20 protein-coding genes and 1 pseudogene are annotated in these 22914 nt (G+C 69.1%); 1 reads left to right on the top strand and 20 read right to left on the bottom strand.

All coding sequences use genetic code 11. From position 1 onward, the window contains the following. Positions 1-19: 19 nt before the first annotated feature. From AZG88_RS10140 to AZG88_RS10050, 19 genes are all read right to left on the bottom strand, one after another. Positions 20-997, bottom strand: a complete 978-nt coding sequence (locus AZG88_RS10140; RefSeq protein WP_025432529.1) for an esterase/lipase family protein — start codon at positions 995-997, stop codon at positions 20-22. 98 nt (positions 998-1095) lie between these two features. Continuing rightward, positions 1096-1752, bottom strand: coding sequence for a PadR family transcriptional regulator (locus AZG88_RS10135; protein ID WP_061045027.1), 657 nt, complete (start codon positions 1750-1752; stop codon positions 1096-1098). Between the two features lie 140 nt (positions 1753-1892). Then, positions 1893-3320 (bottom strand): rifampin monooxygenase, encoded by a 1428-nt coding sequence (gene rox, locus AZG88_RS10130; protein WP_061697601.1) that lies wholly within the window; start codon positions 3318-3320, stop codon positions 1893-1895. 168 nt (positions 3321-3488) lie between these two features. Further along, complete coding sequence (locus AZG88_RS10125) at positions 3489-5507, bottom strand: primosomal protein N' (RefSeq protein WP_082833273.1); 2019 nt, start codon at positions 5505-5507, stop codon at positions 3489-3491. Between the two features lie 46 nt (positions 5508-5553). Next, positions 5554-6768, bottom strand: coding sequence for a methionine adenosyltransferase (gene metK / locus AZG88_RS10120; RefSeq protein WP_005241739.1), 1215 nt, complete (start codon positions 6766-6768; stop codon positions 5554-5556). Positions 6769-6900: 132 nt separating this feature from the next. Beyond that, on the bottom strand, positions 6901-8205 hold the full coding sequence (gene coaBC / locus AZG88_RS10115; RefSeq protein WP_061697599.1) for a bifunctional phosphopantothenoylcysteine decarboxylase/phosphopantothenate--cysteine ligase CoaBC: 1305 nt from the start codon (positions 8203-8205) through the stop codon (positions 6901-6903). Positions 8206-8219: 14 nt separating this feature from the next. Further along, positions 8220-8525 carry a DNA-directed RNA polymerase subunit omega gene (gene rpoZ / locus AZG88_RS10110; RefSeq protein WP_005241734.1) on the bottom strand — a complete coding sequence of 102 codons (306 nt, stop codon included), beginning with the start codon at positions 8523-8525 and terminating at the stop codon, positions 8220-8222. Between the two features lie 41 nt (positions 8526-8566). Continuing rightward, entirely contained in the window at positions 8567-9190 is a 624-nt protein-coding gene (gmk, locus tag AZG88_RS10105) for a guanylate kinase (protein WP_025432524.1), read from the bottom strand. 8 nt (positions 9191-9198) lie between these two features. Further along, complete coding sequence (mihF, locus tag AZG88_RS10100) at positions 9199-9519, bottom strand: integration host factor, actinobacterial type (protein WP_005262298.1); 321 nt, start codon at positions 9517-9519, stop codon at positions 9199-9201. Between the two features lie 126 nt (positions 9520-9645). Continuing rightward, positions 9646-10485, bottom strand: a complete 840-nt coding sequence (gene pyrF, locus AZG88_RS10095) for an orotidine-5'-phosphate decarboxylase (protein ID WP_179443187.1) — start codon at positions 10483-10485, stop codon at positions 9646-9648. Then, a complete protein-coding gene (gene carB / locus AZG88_RS10090; protein ID WP_037179238.1) occupies positions 10482-13850 on the bottom strand; it encodes a carbamoyl-phosphate synthase large subunit in 3369 nt (1122 codons plus the stop codon). The genes pyrF and carB overlap by 4 nt, the downstream gene beginning before the upstream one ends. After that, a complete protein-coding gene (gene carA / locus AZG88_RS10085) occupies positions 13850-15010 on the bottom strand; it encodes a glutamine-hydrolyzing carbamoyl-phosphate synthase small subunit (protein WP_005241721.1) in 1161 nt (386 codons plus the stop codon). The genes carB and carA overlap by 1 nt, the downstream gene beginning before the upstream one ends. Continuing rightward, a complete protein-coding gene (locus tag AZG88_RS10080; protein ID WP_061697598.1) occupies positions 15007-15573 on the bottom strand; it encodes a PH-like domain-containing protein in 567 nt (188 codons plus the stop codon). The genes carA and AZG88_RS10080 overlap by 4 nt, the downstream gene beginning before the upstream one ends. After that, positions 15570-16913 (bottom strand): dihydroorotase, encoded by a 1344-nt coding sequence (locus AZG88_RS10075; RefSeq protein WP_061697597.1) that lies wholly within the window; start codon positions 16911-16913, stop codon positions 15570-15572. The genes AZG88_RS10080 and AZG88_RS10075 overlap by 4 nt, the downstream gene beginning before the upstream one ends. Positions 16914-16924: 11 nt before the next feature. Further along, a complete protein-coding gene (locus tag AZG88_RS10070) occupies positions 16925-17869 on the bottom strand; it encodes an aspartate carbamoyltransferase catalytic subunit (RefSeq protein ID WP_025432522.1) in 945 nt (314 codons plus the stop codon). After that, complete coding sequence (gene pyrR, locus AZG88_RS10065) at positions 17870-18499, bottom strand: bifunctional pyr operon transcriptional regulator/uracil phosphoribosyltransferase PyrR (protein ID WP_025432521.1); 630 nt, start codon at positions 18497-18499, stop codon at positions 17870-17872. A 140-nt stretch (positions 18500-18639) separates the two neighbouring features. Next, a complete protein-coding gene (nusB, locus tag AZG88_RS10060; RefSeq protein ID WP_005241711.1) occupies positions 18640-19149 on the bottom strand; it encodes a transcription antitermination factor NusB in 510 nt (169 codons plus the stop codon). Continuing rightward, the gene (efp, locus tag AZG88_RS10055; RefSeq protein WP_005241702.1) at positions 19150-19713 is read right to left on the bottom strand and encodes an elongation factor P; all 564 of its coding nucleotides are present in this window, start codon (positions 19711-19713) and stop codon (positions 19150-19152) included. Between the two features lie 34 nt (positions 19714-19747). Further along, positions 19748-20851, bottom strand: a complete 1104-nt coding sequence (locus tag AZG88_RS10050; RefSeq protein ID WP_005241688.1) for a M24 family metallopeptidase — start codon at positions 20849-20851, stop codon at positions 19748-19750. Between the two features lie 136 nt (positions 20852-20987). Between AZG88_RS10050 and AZG88_RS55270 the strand changes: the two are divergent. Continuing rightward, positions 20988-21725: pseudogene (locus AZG88_RS55270) on the top strand (B-4DMT family transporter); the annotation flags it as partial. 22 nt (positions 21726-21747) lie between these two features. Here AZG88_RS55270 and aroB read toward each other — a convergent pair. Beyond that, positions 21748-22860 carry a 3-dehydroquinate synthase gene (aroB, locus tag AZG88_RS10040; protein ID WP_005262316.1) on the bottom strand — a complete coding sequence of 371 codons (1113 nt, stop codon included), beginning with the start codon at positions 22858-22860 and terminating at the stop codon, positions 21748-21750. Positions 22861-22914 lie beyond the last annotated feature (54 nt).

Below are 22914 nucleotides of genomic sequence, written 5' to 3'. Positions count from 1 at the left end.
CCCCGCCTCATTCGTGGGTCTATCTGTTGCTGTCGAGAATCACCTGCGGAATACCCGCACCGACCGGGACGAACTCGCAACGAGCCAGCGGAGTCGCGTCCTGGTCGAGCGCCGCCCGGACGAGGTCGAGCGCGAACGGATCGTAGGGCGCCTGGAAATGTCCGGTGCCGTCCTGGGGGCATCGATCCTGGATCAGGATGTTGTCGGCCCCGGCGCCGTGGAGCGCCATGTTCGTGTACGGCTGGATCATCTCGTCGTACCGAGACCCGATCGTCGTGTACGCGACACCGGGCACGGTGTCACCGCCCGCGTTGAGGGCGTTCATGAACGGCGAGCCCTGCATCTGCTGACTGACGGCCACCGACGTCACCGTGCGGGCGAAGTCCGGTCCGCCGGGAAGCGCCTGCACGATCGGAACGAGGCCGTACATCACTCCCCCGTAGCTGGGCGACGCCAGTCCGACCCAGTGGTCGACGAACGGGGCGCCGCCGAGCTTGTTGACGTAGTACCGCGTGACGTTCGCACCCTGCGAGTATCCGACGGTGTCCACTTTGTCGGCGCCGGTCGCGTCGCGGACCCGGTCGACGAACCGGCCGAACTCCTCCGCGCTCGCGACGATGTCCTCGGTGCCGTAGGAATCGGCACCCGGTGCTCCGCCGTAGTTGAGCGCGAACACGCAGTAGCCGTCCGCGGCGAGCATGGGCGACAGGGCGGCCCAGTCCGCGTAGGCGCTGGCGTCGGTGCCGTGCGCGAGCACCACCGGCTCCGGGTGGTCCGGGGAGGGTGTGCAGGAGAAGTCGTTCGATCCCGCGGGTGCGCTGTCCGGGTGCTCGTGCGCATACGCGGCGGCGGCACTACGGCCGTTCTGAGGAAGCCCGGCCGTGGTGGGCACGACGGGCTGGGCCGGTGAGGCGTCGTCCGCGTGGGCGGTGGACACTGCGCCGGACATCAGCAGGACGACACCCGTGACGACCGCACCGGCACCCCGAAACCTCATGATCTCTCCCGACTTCGCCGTGACATTCCTGTGAACCTTCCCAGAATGTGCACGCGCTGTCGCGCCGAGTCGGCGGGCCCGCGGTGAGCCGTGGCGCCCTACGAGTCGGTGTCATCCTTGCCGGCTTCGCTCTGATCGTCTTCCGCGAGAAGGCGATACATCGCGCGCCGCGCCTCGGTGAGGATCTCGCCGGCACGCCGGACCTGGTCGTCGTCACCGACCGCGGCGACCTGACCCGCGGCACCCATCAGCAACCCGATCAGACCCCGCAGGTCCTCGGCGGGCCGGCCGACACTCTCCCGCACGTCGTCCCACGGGGTGCCGAGTTCGGTCTTGTTCGCTTCGACGAAGGCCTTGCCCTCGTCCGTCAGGCGTGCAGTCTTGCGACCCGCCACCTTTTCGATGAGCACCAGACCCTCGTCCTCGAGCTGTGACAACGCGGGGTAGATCGAACCGGGACTGGGCTTCCAGACCCCGTCGCTGCGTTCGACGATCTGCTGAATCAGCTCGTAGCCGTGCATCGGCTCCTCGGTGAGCAGCAGCAGGATCGCGGAGCGGACATCGCCGCGCCGTCCCCTGCCACCCCGTCCGCGTCCGCGTCCGAAGTGCATTCCCGGACCGAAGCCGGGATCACCCTCGGGGCCGAAGCGGCCTCGCCGGTGTCCGTGACGGTGGGGCCCCTCGGGCCCTCCCGTCCGTTCGCGTGTGAATCGGTCCCGTCGGGCACCCCTGTGTTCGAAATGGAAGTCTTCCATCATCAGCCTCCTTCTGTATCGCTGATGCATCAACGATATATCGTCAATTGGAACCCGACAAGACCCATTTCTGTGACGATCGTCAAGTCGGCCCGTACCCGAAGGGCGCTGTGGCCGGCTGAGCCCGGAGGCGTTCGCGCTCAGCCGGCGGCCGCGCCGAACCACCTGGGCAGTTGGCCGACCAGATCCTGCTGGTCTCCCCCGACCCATGCCACGTAGCCGTCCGGCCGCAGCAGCACCGCGGGCACGTCCAGTTCCTCGCTGACGTCGACGACGTGGTCGACCCGGTCTGCCCAGCCCGCCACCGAAAGCCGGCCGGTCTGGTCGAGCAGCAATCCGCGGCCACCGTGCATCAGCGCGTAGAGGCGCCCCCGCTTCAGCCCGATGTCGCGCAGCCGGCGGCCGAGCAGTTCGTGCCCCTCCCCGAAGTCGTAGCGGACCCCGATCGCGGTGACTTTCTCGGTCAGGTACCGGTTCACCTCCTCGAGGTCCATCAGTTCCGACAGCAGCCGTCGCACCGCCTGGGGACCCGGGGCGGCGGACAGCAGCTCGGACTGCACGCGGGTGTTGTTCAGCACGTCGGCCGCTACCGGGTGCCGTTCGGTGTGGTAGCTGTCCAGCAGCCCCTCCGGTGCCCAGCCGTTGACCTCGGCGGCCAGTTTCCAGCCCAGATTGAACGCGTCCTGGACGCCGAGGTTGAGGCCCTGCCCGCCCAGCGGTGGATGGACGTGCGCCGCGTCGCCGGCCAGCAACACCCGGCCGACCCGGTAGCGCTCGGCCAGCCGGGTGGCGTCGCCGAAGCGGGACAGCCACCGCGGTGAGTGCACGCCGAAGTCGGTGCCGGCGAACACCCGCAGCTGTTGCTTGAACTCCTCGAGGGTCGGCGGGACCGACCGGTCCTCGGCCACCCCCTCGGCGGGCACGACGACGCGGTACACCCCGTCCCCGGAGGGCCCGGCGCCGAACCCCTTGTGGGTCTTGCGGACCTCAGCCACCACCGCGTTCAGCGTCTCCGGCGGCGCGGCCACCTCCATCTCGCCCAGCAGCGACTCGACCCGGGTGGGCTCGCCGGGGAAGCCGACGCCGAGCAGCTTGCGCACCGTGCTGCGGCCGCCGTCGCAACCGACGAGGTAGCGCGAGTGCAGCTGTGTGCCGTCGGCCGGCAGGGCGGTCACCCCGTCCTCGTTCTGGCTCAGCCCGACCAGTTCGCAGCAACGCCGGATCTCGACGCCGAGTTCGGTGGCGTGCTCGATCAGCAGGCGCTCGGTGACGGGCTGCGGGATGCCGAGAATGTACGGATGTGCGGTGTCCAGCCGGTCGGGCCGCGGCTTGCTGATACCGGCGAAGAAACCGCCGACGGGGTACTGCTTGCCGAGCGCGAGGAACCGCTCCAGCAGACCGCGCTGGTCCATCACCTCGACGCTGCGCACGTGCAGGCCCAGCGACCGGACATGCCTGGTCGGCTCGGCCTCCTTCTCCAGCACGAGCACCTGCACGCCGTGCAGCCGCAACTCGCAGGCCAGCATCAGGCCGGTCGGTCCGCTGCCGGCAACGATCACGTCAATCATGAAAACCCCCACATACGCCGCGAACTGATTTCCGCAGGCTTGGCTTCGGTGGGAGATTCTGCGGCACGACCCGGGTCTTGCCGCAAGGCCCCCGGTGCGTTATATGGTGAAAGTGGCAGGGAGGGGTAAACCTCCGTGCCATTCCTTTGTGTCACCCCGGGGGCGGAACTAGCCGATCCGAATGGGGTCGATCTGGACCCGGGCAGGCTGCGAGTCCTTACGCGCGCTGCGCACCGACTGCGCCTCTCCCAGCACTTTGGCCAGCGGCTTTCCCTCGCCACGGGGCACCCGGATCAGCATCCGCTCCACGTCCGCCGGCTCCGGCGCGTCGCCGGTGAACGGCAGCCGCTCCCCCGCCGGCAACTCGACCGGACCGAGCAATTCCGCATTCGCCGGCAGATCGGCGAGCTCCAGGAGGTCGGCGATCGCCTTCGCGCTGCCGTCGATCGCCGCGAGGTGGATGGCGGGCGGAAATCCGACCTCCGCCCGCTCCTCGTACTGCGCACGGGCGTGACCGACCGGATCCCAGCGAACCAGCGCCTGCACGGTCGGAATCCCCGAATCGGCGACCACGACCACCTGACCGCCCTCGACGAACGGGCGCACGAGCGACGACGCCGTCATCCACCGCCGCAGCGTCTCCTCGGCGGCGCGCAGGTCGGGACGACCCAGCAGCGCCCAGCCGTCCAGCAGCAACGCCGCGCCGTAGCCGCCCGGCATCACCGGTTCGGCCCCGACCGTCGACACCACGAGGGTGGGACCCTCCTTCACCTCGTCGACGACGTCCGTGCCCCCCGACATCCGGACGGCGACCCCGGGAAACGCGCGACCCAGTTCCTCGGCGGTCCGTCCGGCACCGACCACGACGGCCCGCAGCGCCTTCGCTCCGCACGCGTGGCAGCGGTGTGCGGCGTCGGCGACGCCACACCACCGGCACGCGGGCGTCCCCGCCCCGTCCGGGCCGGCCGCTGACGGCAGCGCGAGAGGTCCGTTGCATCGTCGGCATCGCGCGGGCGCCCGGCACTTGCCGCACGCGAGGCTGGGCACGTAGCCGCGCCGGGGCACCTGAACCAGCACTCCCCGGCCGGCGCCGAGCGCCTCCCGGGCAGCCGCGAACGCGATCGCGGGCAGCCGGGCTGCGCGGGCACCGGGATCGCGGGCCAGGGCGTGGTCACTGTCAGCGAGTGCGGTGATCTTCGGGGCGGCCGCCCGCACCGAGTCCCGGGAGGCCACGAGATCGTGCGCCCACCCCGAGTCGACCAGCGCCTGGGCCTCCGCGGTGCGCGCATGTCCGGCCAGTACCACCGCGCAGCCACTGGCGTACGCGCGGAGCAGCGCCACCTCGCGAGCGTGCGGATACGGTGCGCGCGGCTCGGAATGGTTGTCGTCCCCGTCGTCCCAGACCACGATCAGCCCGGTGCGCGGCGTCGGCGCGAACACCGAACTCCGGGTCCCGACGACGACCTTTGCCGTCCCGCGCAGCGCCGCCAGCCAACGCCGGTAGCGCAGCGCCGGACCGAGACCGGCAGCGAGTCCGACGACCGCGTCCTTACCCAGCAGCTTTTCCACCGCCGCGACCACGCGGTCGAGATCGCGCTGATCGGGCACGACGACGACGGTGCTCGCCCCGGTGGCGGCGACGAGCCCCGACAGTTCCGCGAGACGCGCCGGCCAGTCCTCGCCGGGGAGCGCCTGCCAGACCGCGCGCGGGGCACGCTCCCCCGACAGTGCGGTCAGGAACGCGCCGCCGTGCACGTACCGGTCCCACGCCTCGGTCTCGATTGCGGTGTCCGGCACCTCGGGGGGCTCGGACGCGGCCTCGGACTCCGCCCGGGCGTGTCTCGGCGGGATCGCGAGCCGCAGGACGTCCGCGCGGGTTCCGGCGTATCGGCCGGCGACGAGGTCGACCACCCGGGTGATCTCCTCGGTCAGAACCCGCTCGGGCGAGATCACCCGTTCGAGCCAGCCGAAACGGCCCTGATGGTCGCTGGTCGCGTTCCGGGAGACGACGAACCCGTCGACGAGACGTCCGGCGAACCGGATGCGCACCCGGACCCCGGGCTGCGCCTGCTCGTCGAGGTCCTTCGGAACGAGATAGTCGAATTCGCGGTCGAGGTGGGCTAGCGGAAGCAGCGGCAGCACCCGGGCAACCGGATCTACTTCTGCCGCAACCTTTTCCGCGCTCACGCGGCGGCTCCTACCGCAGCGGCGCCCGCCGCGCCGTGACTACCGATCAGAGGCCCGCGGCTGCCCGAAGCTTCTCCGCCCGGTCGATGCTCTCCCACGGGAGGTCGATGTCGGTGCGGCCGAAGTGACCGTACGCCGCGGTCTGTGCGTAGATCGGACGCAGCAGGTCGAGGTCGCGGATGATGGCGCCGGGTCGCAGGTCGAACGTTTCGGTGATGGCCTGCTGGATCCGCGCCGGATCCGTCTTCTCGGTACCGAACGTCTCGACGAACAGACCCACCGGTGCCGCCTTGCCGATCGCGTACGCCACCTGGACCTCGATCCGGTCCGCGAGGCCTGCCGCGACCGCGTTCTTGGCCACCCAGCGCATGGCGTAGGCCGCCGACCGGTCGACCTTCGAGGGGTCCTTACCGGAGAACGCGCCGCCGCCGTGGCGGGCCATGCCGCCGTAGGTGTCGACGATGATCTTGCGACCTGTCAGGCCGGCGTCACCCATCGGGCCGCCGAGCACGAACTTGCCGGTCGGGTTGACGAGCAGGCGGATGTCCGAGACGTCGAGTTCGGGCATGTCGATTTCGGCGAGAACCGATCCGAGAACCTTCTCCCGCAGATCCGGGGTCAGCAGGTTGTCGAGGTCGATGTCCGCGGCGTGCTGCGTCGAGATGACCACGGTGTCGAGGCGAACCGCCTTGTCACCGTCGTATTCGATGGTGACCTGGGTCTTGCCGTCCGGGCGCAGGTACGGCAGGACACCGGACTTGCGGACCTCGGTGAGACGACGCGACAGGCGGTGCGCCAGCGCGATCGGCAGCGGCATCAGTTCCGGGGTGTCGGTGGTGGCGAACCCGAACATCAGTCCCTGGTCGCCCGCGCCCTGACGGTCGATCTCGTCGTCGCTCAGTTCGCCGGTGCGGACCTCGTGCGAGTGGTCGACGCCCTGGGCGATCTCCGGGGACTGTGCACCGATCGCGACGTTGACGCCGCAGGAGTTGCCGTCGAAGCCCTTGGCCGAGGAGTCGTACCCGATCTCGAGCACGGTGTCGCGCACGATCTTGGGAATGTCGGCGTAGGCGGTGGTCGTGACCTCGCCGGCGACGTGGACCTGTCCGGTGGTCACCAGTGTCTCGACGGCGACGCGGGCGCGCGGGTCGTCGGTGAGGAGCGCGTCGAGGATGGAGTCGCTGATCGCATCACAAATCTTGTCCGGGTGCCCCTCGGTCACAGACTCACTGGTGAATAGCCGACTACCGGACTGGCTCACAGAATTCCCTCTCGACAGTTGTCCTGAACAGCACTTGAAAACAGCTTAGCTGCGTAATACCGCGAACGACCCTAGCGCCACCCCGGCGGGAGTGACACCCTTCGAATCACCGAAACTCTGCCGGATCTTCCGTCAGAGTGTCCGGAACAGCTGGTCGACGGCGTCGAGCACCCGGCTCGCCATCAACGCCTTCGATCCGTGCTCGAGCGCGGACTCGGAACCGTCGGCTCCGAGCAGCCACCCGTCGTTGTGGTCGACCTCGAACGCCTTGCCCTCGCCGACCGCGTTGACGACGAGGAGGTCGCAGCCCTTACGTGCGAGCTTGGCCCGCGCGTACGCGAGGACGTCGCCGTCGGCGTCGCCCGTCTCGGCCGCGAATCCGACGATCACGGTCTTCGACGGGATCTCGCCGTCCCGCCGGGACTGCACCAGGCCGGCGAGGATGTCCTCGTTCTTGGTGAGTGCGATCGAGTCGGGCTCGCCCGCACCCTTCTTGATCTTGCTCGCCACCGTCGTCGACGGCCGGAAGTCGGCCACTGCCGCGGCCATGATCACGGCGTCGAATCCGGGCGCGTGCTTGGCGACCGCGACCCGCATGTCTTCCGCCGTGCGGACGTGCACCACGTCGACGGCGGCCGGGTCGGCGAGGCCGGCGGTGTAGCCGGAGACGAGGGTGACCTCGGCCCCGCGCTGCACGGCGAGCCGGGCGATGGCATATCCCTGCTTGCCCGAACTGCGGTTACCGAGGAATCGCACCGGGTCGAGTGGCTCGCGGGTGCCGCCCGCGGACACGAGGACCCGCCGGCCCTCGAGATCACGGGGCAGCGCGTCGGGACGCTCGACCAGCAGCGACGCCAACCCGACGATCTCGTCGGGTTCGGGCAGCCGGCCTGCGCCGGTGTCCTTGCCGGTGAGGCGGCCCGATGCGGGTTCGATGACGGTCACGCCGCGTGCGCGCAGCGTGGCGACGTTCGCGACGGTGGCCGGGTGCTCCCACATCTCCGTGTGCATCGCGGGAGCGAACACCACGGGACATCGCGCGGTGAGCAGCGTCGCGGTGAGGAGGTCGTCGGCGCGTCCCGCCACGGCGCGCGCCATGAGGTCGGCGGTGGCGGGCGCGATGACGACGAGATCCGCTTCCTGTCCCAGACGAACATGCGGAACCTGCGGAACGTCGGCGAACACACCCGTGTGCACGGGGTTGCCCGACAGCGCCTCGAACGTCGCCTTGCCGACGAACTCGAGAGCGGACTCCGTCGGGATGACCCGCACATGGTGCCCGGCCTCCGTGAAGGCCCGAATGACGGCACAGCTCTTGTACGCGGCGATGCCGCCACCGACACCGACGACGATCCGCTTGCGCGCTGCCCCCGAGGGAACCGGTTCCGGTGAATCCGTCACGTTCCCGGAGCCCGGGCCCGCTGCCTGTTCAGGCACGGCAGATCCTCCGCTCACTCGCCTTCGGTGTGCTCGAGAAGATCGGAGTGGATCTCACGCAGCGCGATCGACAGCGGCTTCTCCTGCAGGCCCGGCTCCACGAGGGGGCCGACGTACTCGAGGATGCCGTCACCGAGCTGGTTGTAGTAATCGTTGATCTGACGCGCCCGCTTGGCCGCGTAGATCACCAGCGCGTACTTCGACGACGTGCGAGCGAGAAGCTCGTCGATCGGAGGATTGGTGATGCCGAGCGGGGTGTCGTAAGCCGGCAGGGCGCCGTGGCTGGGTGTTGCGGACGCTACTGCGGGGGTGCTGCTCACTCGGTATCTCCTGAAATAGTTCTGGCTAGTTGATGTGAGATCTAGTGGGTCGACTCGGACTGTTCCGGTCGTCCAACCAACAAGGATACCAACTCGTCGCACGATCGGCTGACATCCTCGTTCACGATGACCTCGTCGAACTCGTCCTGCGCCTCCAGCTCGACTCTCGCGGTCGCGAGACGCCGCTCCACGACGTCGGCGGATTCGGTGCCCCGGCCGGTCAATCTCTCGACCAGCACGTCCCAACTCGGGGGCGCCATGAAGACGAGCAGCGCCTCCGGCATCGCGGCGCGGACGGCCCGCGCACCGGCGAGGTCGACCTCGACGAGCACCGGTTTGCCCTGTTCGATCGCCCGGCGGACGGGTGCGGCCGGGGTTCCCGACAGCTGGAGTCCGCCGTGGATCTCGGCCCATTCGAGCAGCTCACCGGATTCGATCATCCGCTGGAACTCGTCGCGAGAGGTGAACCGGTAGTCCTTGCCGTCCACCTCGCCCGGGCGTGGGTCGCGCGTCGTCGCGGACACGCTGAAGACGAGCTCCGGCATCCGTTCACGCAGGAGTCGCACCACGCTGGACTTACCGACGGCCGAGGGGCCGGCCAGTACTACCAGCCGACCCCTCCGCACTGCGGTCTTGCTCTCTGACACTTGTGCGTCAGCTACCACTGTCGTGCTCAGGCCTCGAAGTCGAACCTGGCGAGCAGGGCCTTCCGCTGCCGATCGCCGAGGCCACGGAGGCGACGGGTCGGAGCGATCTCCAGCTCGGTCATGATCTCCTGCGCCTTGACCTTGCCCACCTTGGGCAGCGCCTCGAGCAGTGCCGACACCTTCATCTTGCCCAGGATCTCGTCGTCCTCGGCGTCCTTGAGAACCTGCTTGAGGTCGGTGCCACCACGCTTCAGGCGCTCCTTGAGCTCAGCCCTGGCCTTGCGGGCAGCAGCTGCCTTCTCCAAAGCAGCAGCGCGCTGCTCATCAGTCAACTGGGGAAGGGCCACGGTTCCTCCGTCTCGTCGTTGGCAAATAGTCCAAACCACTGGATAACCAGCAGCGATAGCGACCGTACTCACGCCCGGCGCCGATTGCGAACCCACCCCCCGAGGTCAGAGCCGGATTCGGGTGGGCTATGAGAGTGCGGACTCGATCTCGTCGCGGACTTTGACGGCCGCTTCACGCAGTGCCGTCACCGACGGTCCGGCACCGAGAACACCACGAGAACTGTTCGGCAACAACAGTTTTCGAGAATCGGGAAAAATGTCGGCGAGATCACCGGGAGTCGCGCCCTGGGCGCCGAGACCGGGCGCGAGAATCGGTCCGGAAAAATTCGACAAATCCAGGCCGTGTCCGCGTGTCGCACCCACCACCAGACCCACCAGACCGGGTTGCGCGTCGTTGTGCCGGGCCGCCGCGTCCACCACGGACTGGGCCACGGACACTCCCCCGGCGGTCTGCGCCGCCTGCAGGTCGCCGCCCTCCGGATTGGACGTCCGGGCCAGCACGAAGAGCCCGCGGCCCTGCTCCGCCGCCAGGGACATCGCCGGGTCGAGCGCCCCGAACCCCAGATACGGCGACACCGTCACGGCATCGGACGACAGAGCCGACTGCGCACCCAGCCAGGACTGCGCGTACGCCGCCATCGTCGACCCGATGTCCCCGCGCTTGGCATCGGCGACGACGAGCGTCCCTGCCTCTCTGAGGACCGAAATGGTGCGTTCGAGCACCGCGTACCCGGCGGAGCCGTACGCTTCGAAGAACGCCACCTGAGGCTTCACGACGGCCACCTCACCGACGAAGGCCTCCACGCAGATCTCCGCGAACGTCTCCAGCCCCTCGGCGGAGACGGGCAGCCCCCACGCCTCGAGCAGTCCCGGATGCGGATCGATCCCGACGCACAACCGCCCCCGGTGCTCGACCGCCGACGTCAGCCGATGCACCCAGGAGTGGTGGTGATGGTGTCCGCTCACGACGACGCGGACCCGGTCGCGGGAGCCACGACCACGGCGGGCGACCGCAGCCGCGCGTGCAGCGCCTGGAGCGACTGGACACCGATGTCGCCGCGGATCGCGGCTTCGATGCCCTGCACCGCGGCGGACGCACCCTGCACGGTGGTGACGCACGGGATGTTCATGGCGACGGCCGCGCTGCGGATCTCGTAGCCGTCGACGCGCGGTCCGGAGTTGCCGTACGGCGTGTTGATCACCATGTCGACCTCGCCGTCGCGGATCGTCTCGACGATGGTGCGCTCACCCGCCTCCAGCTTCTCGCCGGAGTGCTTGTGCACCTCCTGGCAGGTGATCCCGTTCCGGCGGAGAACCGCCGCAGTTCCCTCGGTGGCCAGGATCCGGAAGCCCAGGTCGGCGAGCCGCTTGACCGGGAAGATCAGCGATCGCTTGTCCTTGTTGGCGACGGAGACGAACACCGACCCCGACGTGGGCAGCGAGCCGTACGCGGCCGTCTGGCTCTTCGCGAACGCGGTGCCGAAGTCGGCGTCGATGCCCATGACCTCGCCGGTCGACTTCATCTCCGGGCTCAGCAGGGTGTCCACCCCGGTGCCGTCGGCGCGCCGGAACCGGTTGAACGGCAGCACGGCCTCCTTCACGGCGACAGGCGCGTCCGCCGGGGTCGAACCGCCGTCGCCGGTGGCCGGGAGCACACCGCTCGCACGCAGATCGGCGATGGACTCGCCCAGCATGACGCGGGCGCACGCCTTGGCGAGCTGCACCGCCGTCGCCTTCGACACGAACGGCACGGTGCGGCTGGCGCGGGGGTTGGCCTCCAGGACGTACAGGATGTCGTCCTTCAGTGCGTACTGGACGTTGAGCAGGCCCTTGACGCCGATGCCCTTGGCGAGCGCCTCCGTGGAGCGGCGGACGTTCTCCAGGTCGGCGCGGCCGAGGGTGATCGGCGGCAGCGCACAGGCCGAGTCGCCCGAGTGGATGCCGGCCTCCTCGATGTGCTCCATCACACCGCCGAGGTACACCTCGGAGCCGTCGCAGAGCGCGTCGACGTCGATCTCGATGGCGTCTTCCAGGAACCGGTCGACCAGGACGGGCCGGTCGTCGGAGATCTCGGTGGCGCGGGAGATGTAGCTCTCCAGCGACGCCTCGTCGTAGACGATCTCCATGCCGCGGCCACCGAGGACGTACGACGGGCGCACCAGCACCGGGTACCCGATGCCGGCCGCGATCTCGCGGGCCCCGGCGAACGTGGTGGCGGTGCCGAACTTGGGAGCGGGCAGACCGGCTTCGACCAGCACCTTGCCGAACTCGCCGCGATCCTCCGCGAGGTCGATCGCCTCCGGGCTGGTGCCGACGATCGGCACACCCGCGGCCTTCAGCCGCTTCGCCAGGCCCAGCGGGGTCTGACCGCCGAGCTGCACGATCACCCCGGCGACGGTGCCCGAGAGCGACTCGGCCCGGTACACCTCGAGCACGTCCTCGAACGTGAGCGGCTCGAAGTACAGGCGGTCGGCGGTGTCGTAGTCGGTGGAGACGGTCTCCGGGTTGCAGTTGACCATCACCGTCTCGTAACCGGCCTCCGACAGCGTCAGTGCGGCGTGGACGCAGGAGTAGTCGAACTCGATGCCCTGACCGATGCGGTTCGGTCCGGAACCGAGGATCAGGACCTTCGGACGCTCGGTCTGCGGGGCCACCTCGGACTCGGCCGCCGGGTCGAGTTCGTACGTGGAGTAGTGGTACGGCGTCTTCGCCTCGAATTCGGCGGCGCAGGTGTCGACCGTCTTGTACACGGGGTGGACGTTCCACTGCTCACGCAGCGCCCGGACGGCGTCCTCGCCGCCGATCTCGGGGCGCAGGGCCGCGATCTGCCGATCCGACAGGCCGTGGTGCTTGGCGCGGCGCAGAACCCGCTCCGTCACCTCGGGCGCCTCACGCAACCCGTCGCCGAGCTCGTGGATCTGCAGGATCTGGTCGAGGAACCACGGGTCGATCTTCGTGGCGTCGAACAGCTGCTCGACGGTGGCACCGAGAGCGAACGCCTTCTCGAGGCCGTAGACGCGGCCGTCGCGGGGGATGCTCAGTTCCGCCAGGAGGCTGTCGAGGTCGGTGGCCTCCACCTCGGGGCCCGTCCAGTACCCGGCCCGCTTGGTCTCCAGCGAGCGCAGCACCTTCCCGAACGCCTCGGTGAAGTTGCGGCCGATGGACATGGCCTCACCGACCGACTTCATCGTGGTGGTGAGGGTGTCGTCGGCGCCGGGGAACTTCTCGAACGCGAACCGCGGAGCCTTGACGACGACGTAGTCGAGGGTCGGCTCGAAGCACGCCGGGGTTTCCTTGGTGATGTCGTTGACGATTTCGTCCAGGGTGTAGCCGATGGCGAGCTTCGCGGCGATCTTCGCGATCGGGAAGCCGGTCGCCTTCGACGCGAGCGCACTGGACCGCGACACGCGCGGGTTCATCTCGATGACGACGAGGCGCCCGTCGGTGGGGTCCATGGCGAACTGGATGTTGCAGCCACCGGTGTCGACTCCGACCTCGCGGAGGATGTCTATCGAGAGGTCGCGCATCGCCTGGTACTCACGGTCCGTGAGCGTCATGGCGGGGGCGACGGTGATCGAGTCACCGGTGTGCACGCCGACCGGGTCGACGTTCTCGATCGAGCACACGATCACGACGTTGTCGCGGCCGTCGCGCATCAGCTCGAGCTCGTATTCCTTCCACCCGAGGATCGACTCCTCGATCAGCACGTTGGCGGTGGGCGACGCGGCGAGGCCGCCGCCGGCGATCCGCGTCAGGTCCTCGTCGTCGTAGGCCATGCCGGAGCCGAGGCCGCCCATCGTGAACGACGGCCGCACGACGACGGGGAAGCCCAGTTCGGCGACCGTGTCGCGGACCTCGTCCATCGTGTAGCAGACACGGGAGCGCGCGGACTCGCCGCCGACCTTGGCGACGATGTCCTTGAACTTCTGCCGGTCCTCGCCGCGCTGGATGGCGTCGAAGTCGGCGCCGATCAGCTCGACGTCGTACTTCTCGAGGATGCCCTGCTCGTGCAGCGCCACCGCGGTGTTCAGGGCCGTCTGGCCGCCGAGGGTCGCGAGGACGGCGTCGATCGGGTGGCCCTTCTCGGCCTCGAGGGCGATGACTTTCTCGACGAACTCGGCGGTGATCGGCTCCACGTATGTGGCGTCCGCGAACTCGGGGTCGGTCATGATCGTGGCCGGGTTGGAGTTGACGAGGCTGACCCGCAGGCCCTCCTCGCGCAGCACCCGGCAGGCCTGGGTTCCGGAGTAGTCGAACTCACAGGCCTGGCCGATGACGATCGGGCCGGAGCCGATCACCAGGATGTGGGAGAGATCTGTACGGCGTGGCATTAGTTCTTGACTCCCTCGAGCAGGCTGGTGAAGCGGTCGAACAGGTACGCGGCGTCGTGCGGGCCCGCCGCGGCCTCGGGGTGGTACTGCACCGAGAAGGCGGATCCGTCGAGCAGGCGGACCCCCTCGACGGCACCGTCGTTGGCGCAGGTGTGGCTGATCACGGCCTTACCGAACGGGGTGTCGAACTCCTGCCCGGCCTCGCCCTCGAGCGCGAACCCGTGGTTCTGCGCGGTGATCGCGATGCGTCCCGTCTCGTGTTCGACGACCGGGATGTTGATGCCCCGGTGACCGAACTTCATCTTGTAGGTGCCGAGACCGAGAGCCCGCCCGAGGATCTGGTTGCCGAAGCAGATGCCGAACAGCGGCAGGCCCTGCCCGATGACTTCCTTCGTGAGGTGCACGGCACCGTCGGCGGTCGCCGGGTCGCCGGGACCGTTGGAGAGGAAGACGCCGTCGGCCTTCAGATCGAGGATCTGCTCGAGCGTCGCGTTGGACGGGAGCACGTGCACCCGGATGCCGCGCTCGGCGAACATGCGCGGGGTGTTGGTCTTGATGCCGAGGTCGATCGCCGCGACGGTGAAGCGCGATTCTCCCCCGGTCGGCTCGACGACGTAACCGCTGGTGGTGCTGACCTCACCGGCGAGATCCGCGCCGAGCATCGACGGCTGGCTCTTCACGCGGTCGAGCAGCACGTCGGTGTCGGCCAGTGCGTCGCCGGAGAACACCCCGGCGCGCATGGAGCCGCGGGTGCGCAGGTGGCGGACCAGGGCGCGGGTGTCGATGCCGGCGATCCCGACGACTCCCTGCTTCACGAGCTCGTCCTGCAGGGAGCCGGTGGCGCGCCAGCTGGAGGTGCGGCGGGCGGGGTCGCGGACGACGTACCCGGCGACCCAGATCTTCGCCTCGGCGCTGCTGCCGGTGGGACCGACGGACTCGTCGTCCTCGTCGTTCCATCCGGTGTTGCCGATCTGCGGCGCGGTGGCCACGACGATCTGGCGGTGGTAGCTGGGGTCGGTGAGGGTCTCCTGGTAACCGGTCATGCCGGTGCTGAAGACAGCCTCACCGAGGGTCTGGCCGACGGCACCGAACGTGGTGCCCCGGAATACCCGTCCGTCCTCGAGGACCAGTACTGCAGAGTCGGTGTCGTAGCCGCTCATGCGTTCTCTCCGTTCTGCTCGACCTCACCAGAGCTCGCCGCATTCGCTGAATCTTCACTGTCTGTCTTGCCGTCCGGCTCCCCTGCGCTGACCCAGGCGGGGTACACGGACTTGTCGTCGCTCCGGAAACCGGTGTCGATCTCGGTGCCCGTCGGCAGTTCCCACCGGATCACGAGGACGCCGTCCTTGCTCATGACCTTGCCCGCGAGACCGCGCTCGGTGCGCACGGCGCGGACCGCGTCCTGCGGGATCCAGATCGCCGACGCTCCGTCACGTTCGAGCAGGATCCCGGCTGCGTATCGGGAGATTTCCCCCGTCGCCCGGAAACCGAGGTCGCCGACCGCGATCCGGTCCTGCCAGCTCGGGGCCAGGGTGCTGCCCACGTACAGTCCGGTGGCCGGGGCGATCGTCTGCTCGCCGAGGTGCGCGGGCACGGGGGGAAGTTGCCCGACCCGGTCGGCCTGACGGCGGGCACGACCGCGCCACCCGATGTACATGAGGAAGATGGCCAGCGCCCAGAACGCGACGAGGCCGACTACCCACAGAATTCTCTCCACCGTCATCCCCTGCCGTTTCGCACCGGGACGCGGGCCTGGCCGTCGCTCGCGGTGATCCGGCCACGGAGGATCGTCGTGGTCACCCGCGCCGGCAGAGTCATCGACTCGTACGGCGTGTTGTGGGCGACGCTGGCGAGATCGGGGCCGTGGACCGTCCATTCGGCGTCCGGGTCGATCAGCACGAGGTTGGCGGGCTCGCCGACCTCGATCGGGCGACCCTGGTCGTCGAGTCCGACGATCTCGGCGGGCCGCTCGCTCATCACCCGGGCGACGCCGCGCCAGTCGAGCAGGCCCGTGCGGACCATCGTCTGCGCGACGATCGACAGAGCGGTCTCCAGACCCAGCATTCCGGGTCGGGCGGCCGCGAACTCGCAGCACTTGTCCTGCTCGGCGTGCGGTGCGTGATCGGTCGCGACGCAGTCGATGATCCCCTCGGCCAGTCCGGCCCGGAGCGCGGCGACGTCGCTCGCCTCCCGCAGGGGCGGATTCACCTTGTTCACGGCGTCGTAGGTCTCGAGCCGGGTGTCGTCGAGCAGCAGATGGTGCGGGGTGACCTCGGCGGTGATCGAAATGCCTTGGCCGCGTGCCCACTTCATCAGTTCGACGGTGCCCGCGGTGGAGGCGTGGCAAATGTGCACACGCGCCCCGGCGTCGCGGGCGAGCAGCGCGTCGCGGGCGACGATCGATTCCTCGGCGGCGCGCGGCCAGCCCGCGAGCCCGAGCCGGGCGGAGGTGGGGCCCTCGTGCGCGACGGCGCCGACGGTCAGCCGCGGTTCCTCCGCGTGCTGTGCGATGAGCACCCCGAGCGAACTCGAGTACTCGAGCGCCCGGCGCATGATCAGCGGGTCGTAGACGCAGTGGCCGTCGTCCGAGAACATGCGCACCCGGCCGATTCCCGACGCCATCGTGGCCATCTCGGCGAGCTGCTTGCCCTCGAGCCCGACGGTGACGGCGCCGACGGGGTGTACGTCGACGAGCCCGACTTCCTGGCCGCGGCGCCACACGTGATCGGTGACGACCACCGAATCGGCGACCGGGCTGGTGTTGGCCATCGCGAATACCGCGGTGTACCCGCCGAGCGCGGCGGCGGCCGAACCGGAATCGATGGTCTCGGTGTCCTCGCGGCCGGGTTCACGCAGGTGCGTGTGCAGGTCGACGAAACCGGGGAGCAGGATCTGCCCCGCCGCGTCGATCACCTCGACGTCCGGCGCGCTGTCCTTGCCCGCGTCCGCGCCGATGGCGACGATGACGCCGTCACCGAGCAGAACGTCGGTGGGCTCACCCTCGCCGTACAGCAACACGTTCTTGATGAGCACTGTCTCTCCTGTCACTGCACTGTCACTCATCCCGCTACCACTCATCCCGCAACTTCCTCCGCTCCGACCAGCAGCCGGAACAGCACCGCCATCCGCATGTGCACACCGTTGGTCACCTGCTGCAGCACGGCGGTTCTCGTCGAATCGGCCACCGCCGACGCGATCTCCATGCCGCGCAGCATCGGACCGGGGTGCAGCACCACCGCGTGCTCGGGAAGCAGCGCGAGCCGCTTCTCCGACAGGCCGTAATTGATCGAGTACTCCCGCTGGGACGGGAAGAACCCACCGTTCATCCGTTCCGCCTGCACGCGCAGCATGAGGACGGCGTCGAGGCCGGGAAGCTCCGCGTCCAGCGAATGCGCCACCGACACCGGCCAGGTGGACACCCCCACGGGGAGCAGCGTGGGCGGCGCGACGAGGACCACCTCGGCGCCGAGCATCGACAGCAACAGTGCGTTCGACCGCGCGACCCGGCTGTGCAGGATGTCGCCGACGATGGCGATGCGCTTGCCCTCGATGTCGCCGAGACGCTGACGCAGTGTGAGCGCGTCGAGCAGCGCCTGGGTGGGATGTTCATGGGTACCGTCGCCGGCGTTGATGACCGCCGGTCCGCCGTCGTCCTGATGCCCGGTCCACTTCGCGATCTGGTGCGCCGCACCCGACGCGGGGTGGCGCACGATCAGAGCGTCGGCGCCGGCAGCGCGCAGCGTCATCGCCGTGTCCCGGAGGGATTCGCCCTTGGACACCGACGAACTCGAGGCGCTGACGTTGATGACGTCGGCGCTCATCCACTTCCCGGCGACCTCGAACGACACGCGGGTCCGGGTCGAGTTCTCGAAGAACACGGTCATGACCGTCCGGCCGCGCAGCGTCGGGAGCTTCCGCACCTCACGTCCGAGGAGGGCTTGTTCGAAGCGTTCGGCCTCGTCGAGGAGTTCGACAGCCGAGTCCCGTGTCAGGTCCGCGATCGACAACAGGTGCTTCACTTAGCTCTTCCCCCCGGAGATCATGACCGCGTCGCGGCCATCGTGTTCGCTCAGGAGCACCTTGACGTCCTCGGTGCGGGCGGTGGGCACGTTCTTGCCCACGTAGTCGGCGCGCAGCGGCAGTTCGCGGTGCCCACGGTCGACGAGGACGGCGAGCTGAACGGCGCGCGGCCGCCCGAGGTCACGGAGGGCGTCGAGCGCCGAGCGGACGGTGCGGCCGGAGAACAGCACGTCGTCGACGAGCACGACCAGAGTGTTGTCGACACCGCCCTCGGGCACCGACGTGCGCTCGAGGGGACGGTGCGGTTTGGTGCGCAGGTCGTCGCGGTACAGGGTGATGTCGAGCGAGCCGACCGATGGGCGCACCCCGGAGAATTCTTCGACCTTCCCGGCGAGGCGCGCGGCGAGCGTCGTGCCCCGGGTGGGGATGCCGATCAGGACGACACGCGGCGCGTCACCGTCGGCGGCGTCCAGCGCGGTCTTCTCGATGATCTGGTGCGCGATTCGCGCAATGGTCCGTCCCACATCGGCTGCGGACAGCAGCTCGCGTGCGGGTTCGACGGACGGGGACGACTCTGGTGTTGAATCCGCCGGTTCCCCGGCGGGGCGAGACCCTTCGGGCACGCGCATACAACGACCTCCTTCTCCGCCTCACTGGACGGATCGTTAAAGGATGCCTGACGCGGACAGCTTATCAGCGCGTCGACTGCGCCAGGCCCGGACCCCTGACCTGCGGGCCCGCCGTCGCGGGCCCGCAGCGGGACACGAACTTACGAGCCTGCGTCGGTCGACTCGCCGCCGGCGGTCTCGGCGCGCCGCGACGTCGCGGCCGCAGCCGACCGCACCTGCGGGGCCACCAGCACGACCTGACCGAGGATGCCGTTCACGAAACCCGGCGACTCGTCGGTGGACAGCTGTTTGGCCAGCTCCACCGCCTCGTCCACGGCCACGACCGGAGGCACGTCGGTGGCGTGGAACAGCTCCCACACGGCGATGCGCAGGATGGCGCGGTCGACGGCGGGCAGCCGCTCGAGCGTCCAGTCCTGCAGGTGGGACGAGATCACCTCGTCGATGCGGTCCAGGTTCTCCGCGACCCCGGTCACCACGGTGACGGTGTACGGAGCGACCGGTGCCACGGAATCGTCCTTACCGGACAGGTCCGCGCGTTCGGTCGCGAGATCGACCGGATCGAGATCTCGCGCCTCGGCCTCGAAGAGGAAATCGACGGCGCGCTTGCGGGCCTTGTGCCGTGCGCCGAGTTTCTTATGCGTACCGGACACTCAGGAATTCACACGCCCGAGGTAGTTGCCGTCGCGGGAATCGACCTTCAGCTTGTCGCCGGTGTTGATGAACAGCGGAACGTTGATCTCGGCACCGGTCTCGAGGGTGGCCGGCTTGGTGCCACCGGTGGAGCGGTCGCCCTGCAGACCGGGATCGGTGTGCTGGACCACCAGTTCGACGGTGACGGGCAGTTCCACGAACAGCGGAACGTCCTCGTGCGTCGCAACCTGCACGGCCATGTTCTCGAGCATGAAGCGGGCGCCGTCGCCGACGGTGGCCTCGCTGATCGAGATCTGGTCGTAGGTGTCGCCGTCCATGAAGATGTAGTCGGTGCCGTCGTGGTACAGGTACGTCATGTCGCGGCGGTCGACCGTGGCCGTGTCCACCTTGACGCCGGCGTTGAACGTCTTGTCGACGACCTTGCCCGAGAGCACGTTCTTCAACTTGGTGCGCACGAACGCGGGACCCTTGCCGGGCTTCACGTGCTGGAACTCGGTAATCGTCCACAGCTGGCCCTCGATCTGCAGGACCAGGCCGTTCTTGAAATCACTAGTGGAAGCCACTTGCTTCGCGTCTCCTCGATAAGGTCGAAACCGTCTACACGACAGTCAGGTCTTTGGTGGTGAGTGTGAGCAGCTCCGGTCCCTGCTCACGAACCACGAGCGTGTCCTCGATCCGCACGCCTCCGCGCCCGGAGAAGTACACGCCCGGCTCGACGGTCACCGCCGCACCGTCCAGAAGTGTACCGGTGCCCAGCTTGCCGATTCCCGGAGCTTCGTGGATCTCCAGGCCGACGCCGTGTCCGAGCCCGTGCAGGAACAGTTCTCCGTAGCCCGCGTCTTCGATGACCCGGCGGGCGGCACCGTCCACGGCGGACACCTCCGCGCCCGGGCGCAGCGCGTCCCGTCCAGCCTTTTGCGACCGCGCGACCAGCGCATACACGTCCCGTTGCCAGTCGGCGGCCTGCCCCAGGACATACGTTCTGGTCATGTCCGAGTGGTACCCGCCGACCTCGGCGCCGAAGTCCAGCTTCACGAAGTCACCGCCGGCGAGCACCGCCTCGGTCGGGCGATGGTGCGGGATCGCCGAGTTGGCGCCCGCCGCGACGATGGTCTCGAACGAGATGCCGTCGGCACCGTGCGCGAGCATCAGCGCCTCGAGTTCCCGGCCCACCTCCTTCTCGGTGCGCCCGGGGCGGAGGCCACCACGCTCGATCAGCTCGGCGAGCGCGGAGTCGGCGGCCAGGCACGCCGCCCGCAGCAAGCCGACCTCGAAATCGTCCTTCACCATCCGCAGTTCCTCGACGAGACCCGGAACGGGATCGAGCCGCGCGTCCGGCGCGAGCACCGACCAGGCCGCGAACTCGTCCACCGTGACGACGTGACTCTCGAACGCCAGCGAGGACGGACTCCGCCGCCCCACCGATTCGATGAGGTGCGCGGCGCTGGCACGGGCGATCTCGGCCCGCAGATCGGGAACCTGTTCCCCGACCTGCGTGAGATAGCGGCCGTCGGTGCAGATGACGGTGCGCTCCTCGGCGCCCTCGGCGTCGGCGGCGTGCACGAGCAGGGCGGCGTTGGATCCGGTGAACCCGGTGAGATAGCGGATGTTCACCAGATTCGTCACCAGAAGCGCGTCGAGATCCCGGGCGGCGAGGGCCGCGCGCAGCGCCGCGCGCCGCGAACCATGATCAGCAGGCATGTCGTCAAACGTACCGGCAAATCGTCACCCGGAGGGCGCGGATCGACGGCACCCGTCCGGTGGAGAGAACAGGTTCCAGAGCGCGCCCGTGTGGGTTAGACCACACGGGTGAAAACCCGCTCGTTACGCTGTGCCCATGAATGCGTGGGTGGTACGCGGCCTCGGCATGGCCCTGATACATGTTTTCGTTCGTGTGATCCTCGGTGTGTCGATCACACAGTGGCCCCTTCAGGGTTCCGCTCTGAGATGGCTCGCACTGCTGATCGTCGTGTTCGTGGCACTGATCTGGGCCGGCATCGACGGCATCCGGGACCGTCGCCGGAACCCCGAGCCGGAGGACGGCGCCGACCTGACGATGCTGTGGCTGAAGGCGGCCCTGCTCGGCGGCATCGTCGCGGGTGTGGGGAGCTGGCTGGCCAACCTGATTCCGTCCCTCAACGTCACCCAGAACTCGTTCTTCTTCGAGATCACGTCGGGGGCCGCGTTCACGGTCCTGCTGATCTTCGTGCCGGCCATGCTCGCCGTGTTCCTCGGCCGGTTCTTCGTCAGCCGCGAGTCCAGGAAGACGCAGAAGGACCGCAGCGAGCGTCGGCCGGCGGTGCACGGCGTCGGCACGGCCGCAGGGGCCGCAGCGGGGGGAACCGCAGCAGCAGCCGTCGCCGACGACGAGGGCTACGGACAGAACTACCCAGGCCAGGCCTACGAGCAGACCGCGGACACCGGTTACGCCGGGTCCGACGCCGACACGGCGGTGTTCGAACCGGTGCACAACTACCGCGAGGACACGTCCGACCTCGATCAGCCGCAGGGCGGGGACACCGGGTGGCAGGATCCTGTCGACCTCGGGAAGCGCACCACCGACGACCAGCGCCGCGTCTCGCTTTCGTGCCGCTACGTCACAGCAGGACGGCACCGCCGGTGCCCGGCTTCTCTTCCCGCGCCACCGCGGAGTACGCGGCCACGAGCAGAGACGGGTCCGGACCCTCGAGCCGTCCGGGCTTCGCGAGCCCGTCGAGGACGACGAACCGCAGGACGCCCGCCCGGTTCTTCTTGTCGGTCTGCATTCCCTCGACCAACTGGCCGAACGCGTCCGCGTCGTACGTGGTGGGCAGACCCACCAGTTCCAGGATGGTGCGGTGCCGATCCGCCGTCGCATCGTCGAGGCGTCCCGCCAGACGCCCCAGCTCGGCCGCGAACACGAGCCCGACGGCGACCGCCGCACCGTGGCGCCAGCGGTAGCGCTCACGCCGCTCGATCGCATGCCCGAGGGTGTGCCCGTAGTTGAGGATCTCGCGCAGATCGGACTCGCGCAGATCGGCGGCAACGACCTTGGCCTTGACCTCCACGGACCGCCGGATCAGTTCGGGCAGAACGGTTCCCGTGGGGTCGAGAGCGGCTTCGGGGTCCTTCTCGATGAGATCCAGGATCACCGGGTCGGCGATGAAGCCGGTCTTCACGACCTCCGCCATCCCGGCGACGATCTCGTTGCGTGGCACCGTCTCGAGCGTCGCCAGGTCGATCAGCACCGCCGACGGCTCGTGGAAGGAACCCACCAGGTTCTTGCCGGCCTCGGTGTTGATGCCGGTCTTGCCGCCGACCGCCGCATCCACCATCGCGAGCAACGTCGTGGGCACGTGGATCACGCGCACACCGCGCATCCACGTCGCCGCGACGAACCCGGCGAGGTCGGTGGCCGCGCCGCCGCCCAGGCTGACCACGGCGTCGCTGCGGGTCAGCCCGATCCGGCCGAGGACCTCCCAGCAGAAGCCGGCCACAGCCAGATCCTTGCCGTCCTCCGCGTCCGGAATCTCGATGCGGTGCGCATCGATTCCCTTTTCGGCGAGCGCCGCGCGCACCGCCTCCGCCGTCTCCGCCAGCGGCGGCTGATGGAAGATCGCCACCGTCCTCGTGCCGGTGAGTTCGTCCACCAGCTCGCCGAGCAATCCGCGCCCGATGATGACCGGGTAGGGGTTCGCCGTCTGCACCTGTACGCGTACCGGTTCGGTCACTGTCTGCTGCTCCGCTCCGTCTTGTCCGAGATTCTCGGATGTCTCTGTTCCGCC

The organism is Rhodococcus sp. LB1, from assembly GCF_001583455.1.
GTDB classification, from domain to species: Bacteria; Actinomycetota; Actinomycetes; order Mycobacteriales; family Mycobacteriaceae; genus Rhodococcus_F; species Rhodococcus_F opacus.
This window is presented reverse-complemented; position numbering and strand designations above follow the sequence as displayed.

Bases quoted from the DNA above. Each gene is read 5' to 3' on its own strand.
- AZG88_RS10140 (WP_025432529.1), bottom strand. From the start codon at position 997: ATGAGGTTTCGGGGTGCCGGTGCGGTCGTCACGGGTGTCGTCCTGCTG.
- AZG88_RS10135 (WP_061045027.1), bottom strand. From the start codon at position 1,752: ATGGAAGACTTCCATTTCGAACACAGGGGTGCCCGACGGGACCGATTC.
- rox (WP_061697601.1), bottom strand. From the start codon at position 3,320: ATGATTGACGTGATCGTTGCCGGCAGCGGACCGACCGGCCTGATGCTG.
- carB (WP_037179238.1), bottom strand. From the start codon at position 13,850: ATGCCACGCCGTACAGATCTCTCCCACATCCTGGTGATCGGCTCCGGC.
- carA (WP_005241721.1), bottom strand. From the start codon at position 15,010: ATGAGCGGCTACGACACCGACTCTGCAGTACTGGTCCTCGAGGACGGA.
- AZG88_RS10080 (WP_061697598.1), bottom strand. From the start codon at position 15,573: ATGACGGTGGAGAGAATTCTGTGGGTAGTCGGCCTCGTCGCGTTCTGG.
- AZG88_RS10075 (WP_061697597.1), bottom strand. From the start codon at position 16,913: ATGAGTGACAGTGCAGTGACAGGAGAGACAGTGCTCATCAAGAACGTG.
- pyrR (WP_025432521.1), bottom strand. From the start codon at position 18,499: ATGCGCGTGCCCGAAGGGTCTCGCCCCGCCGGGGAACCGGCGGATTCA.
- AZG88_RS10050 (WP_005241688.1), bottom strand. From the start codon at position 20,851: ATGCCTGCTGATCATGGTTCGCGGCGCGCGGCGCTGCGCGCGGCCCTC.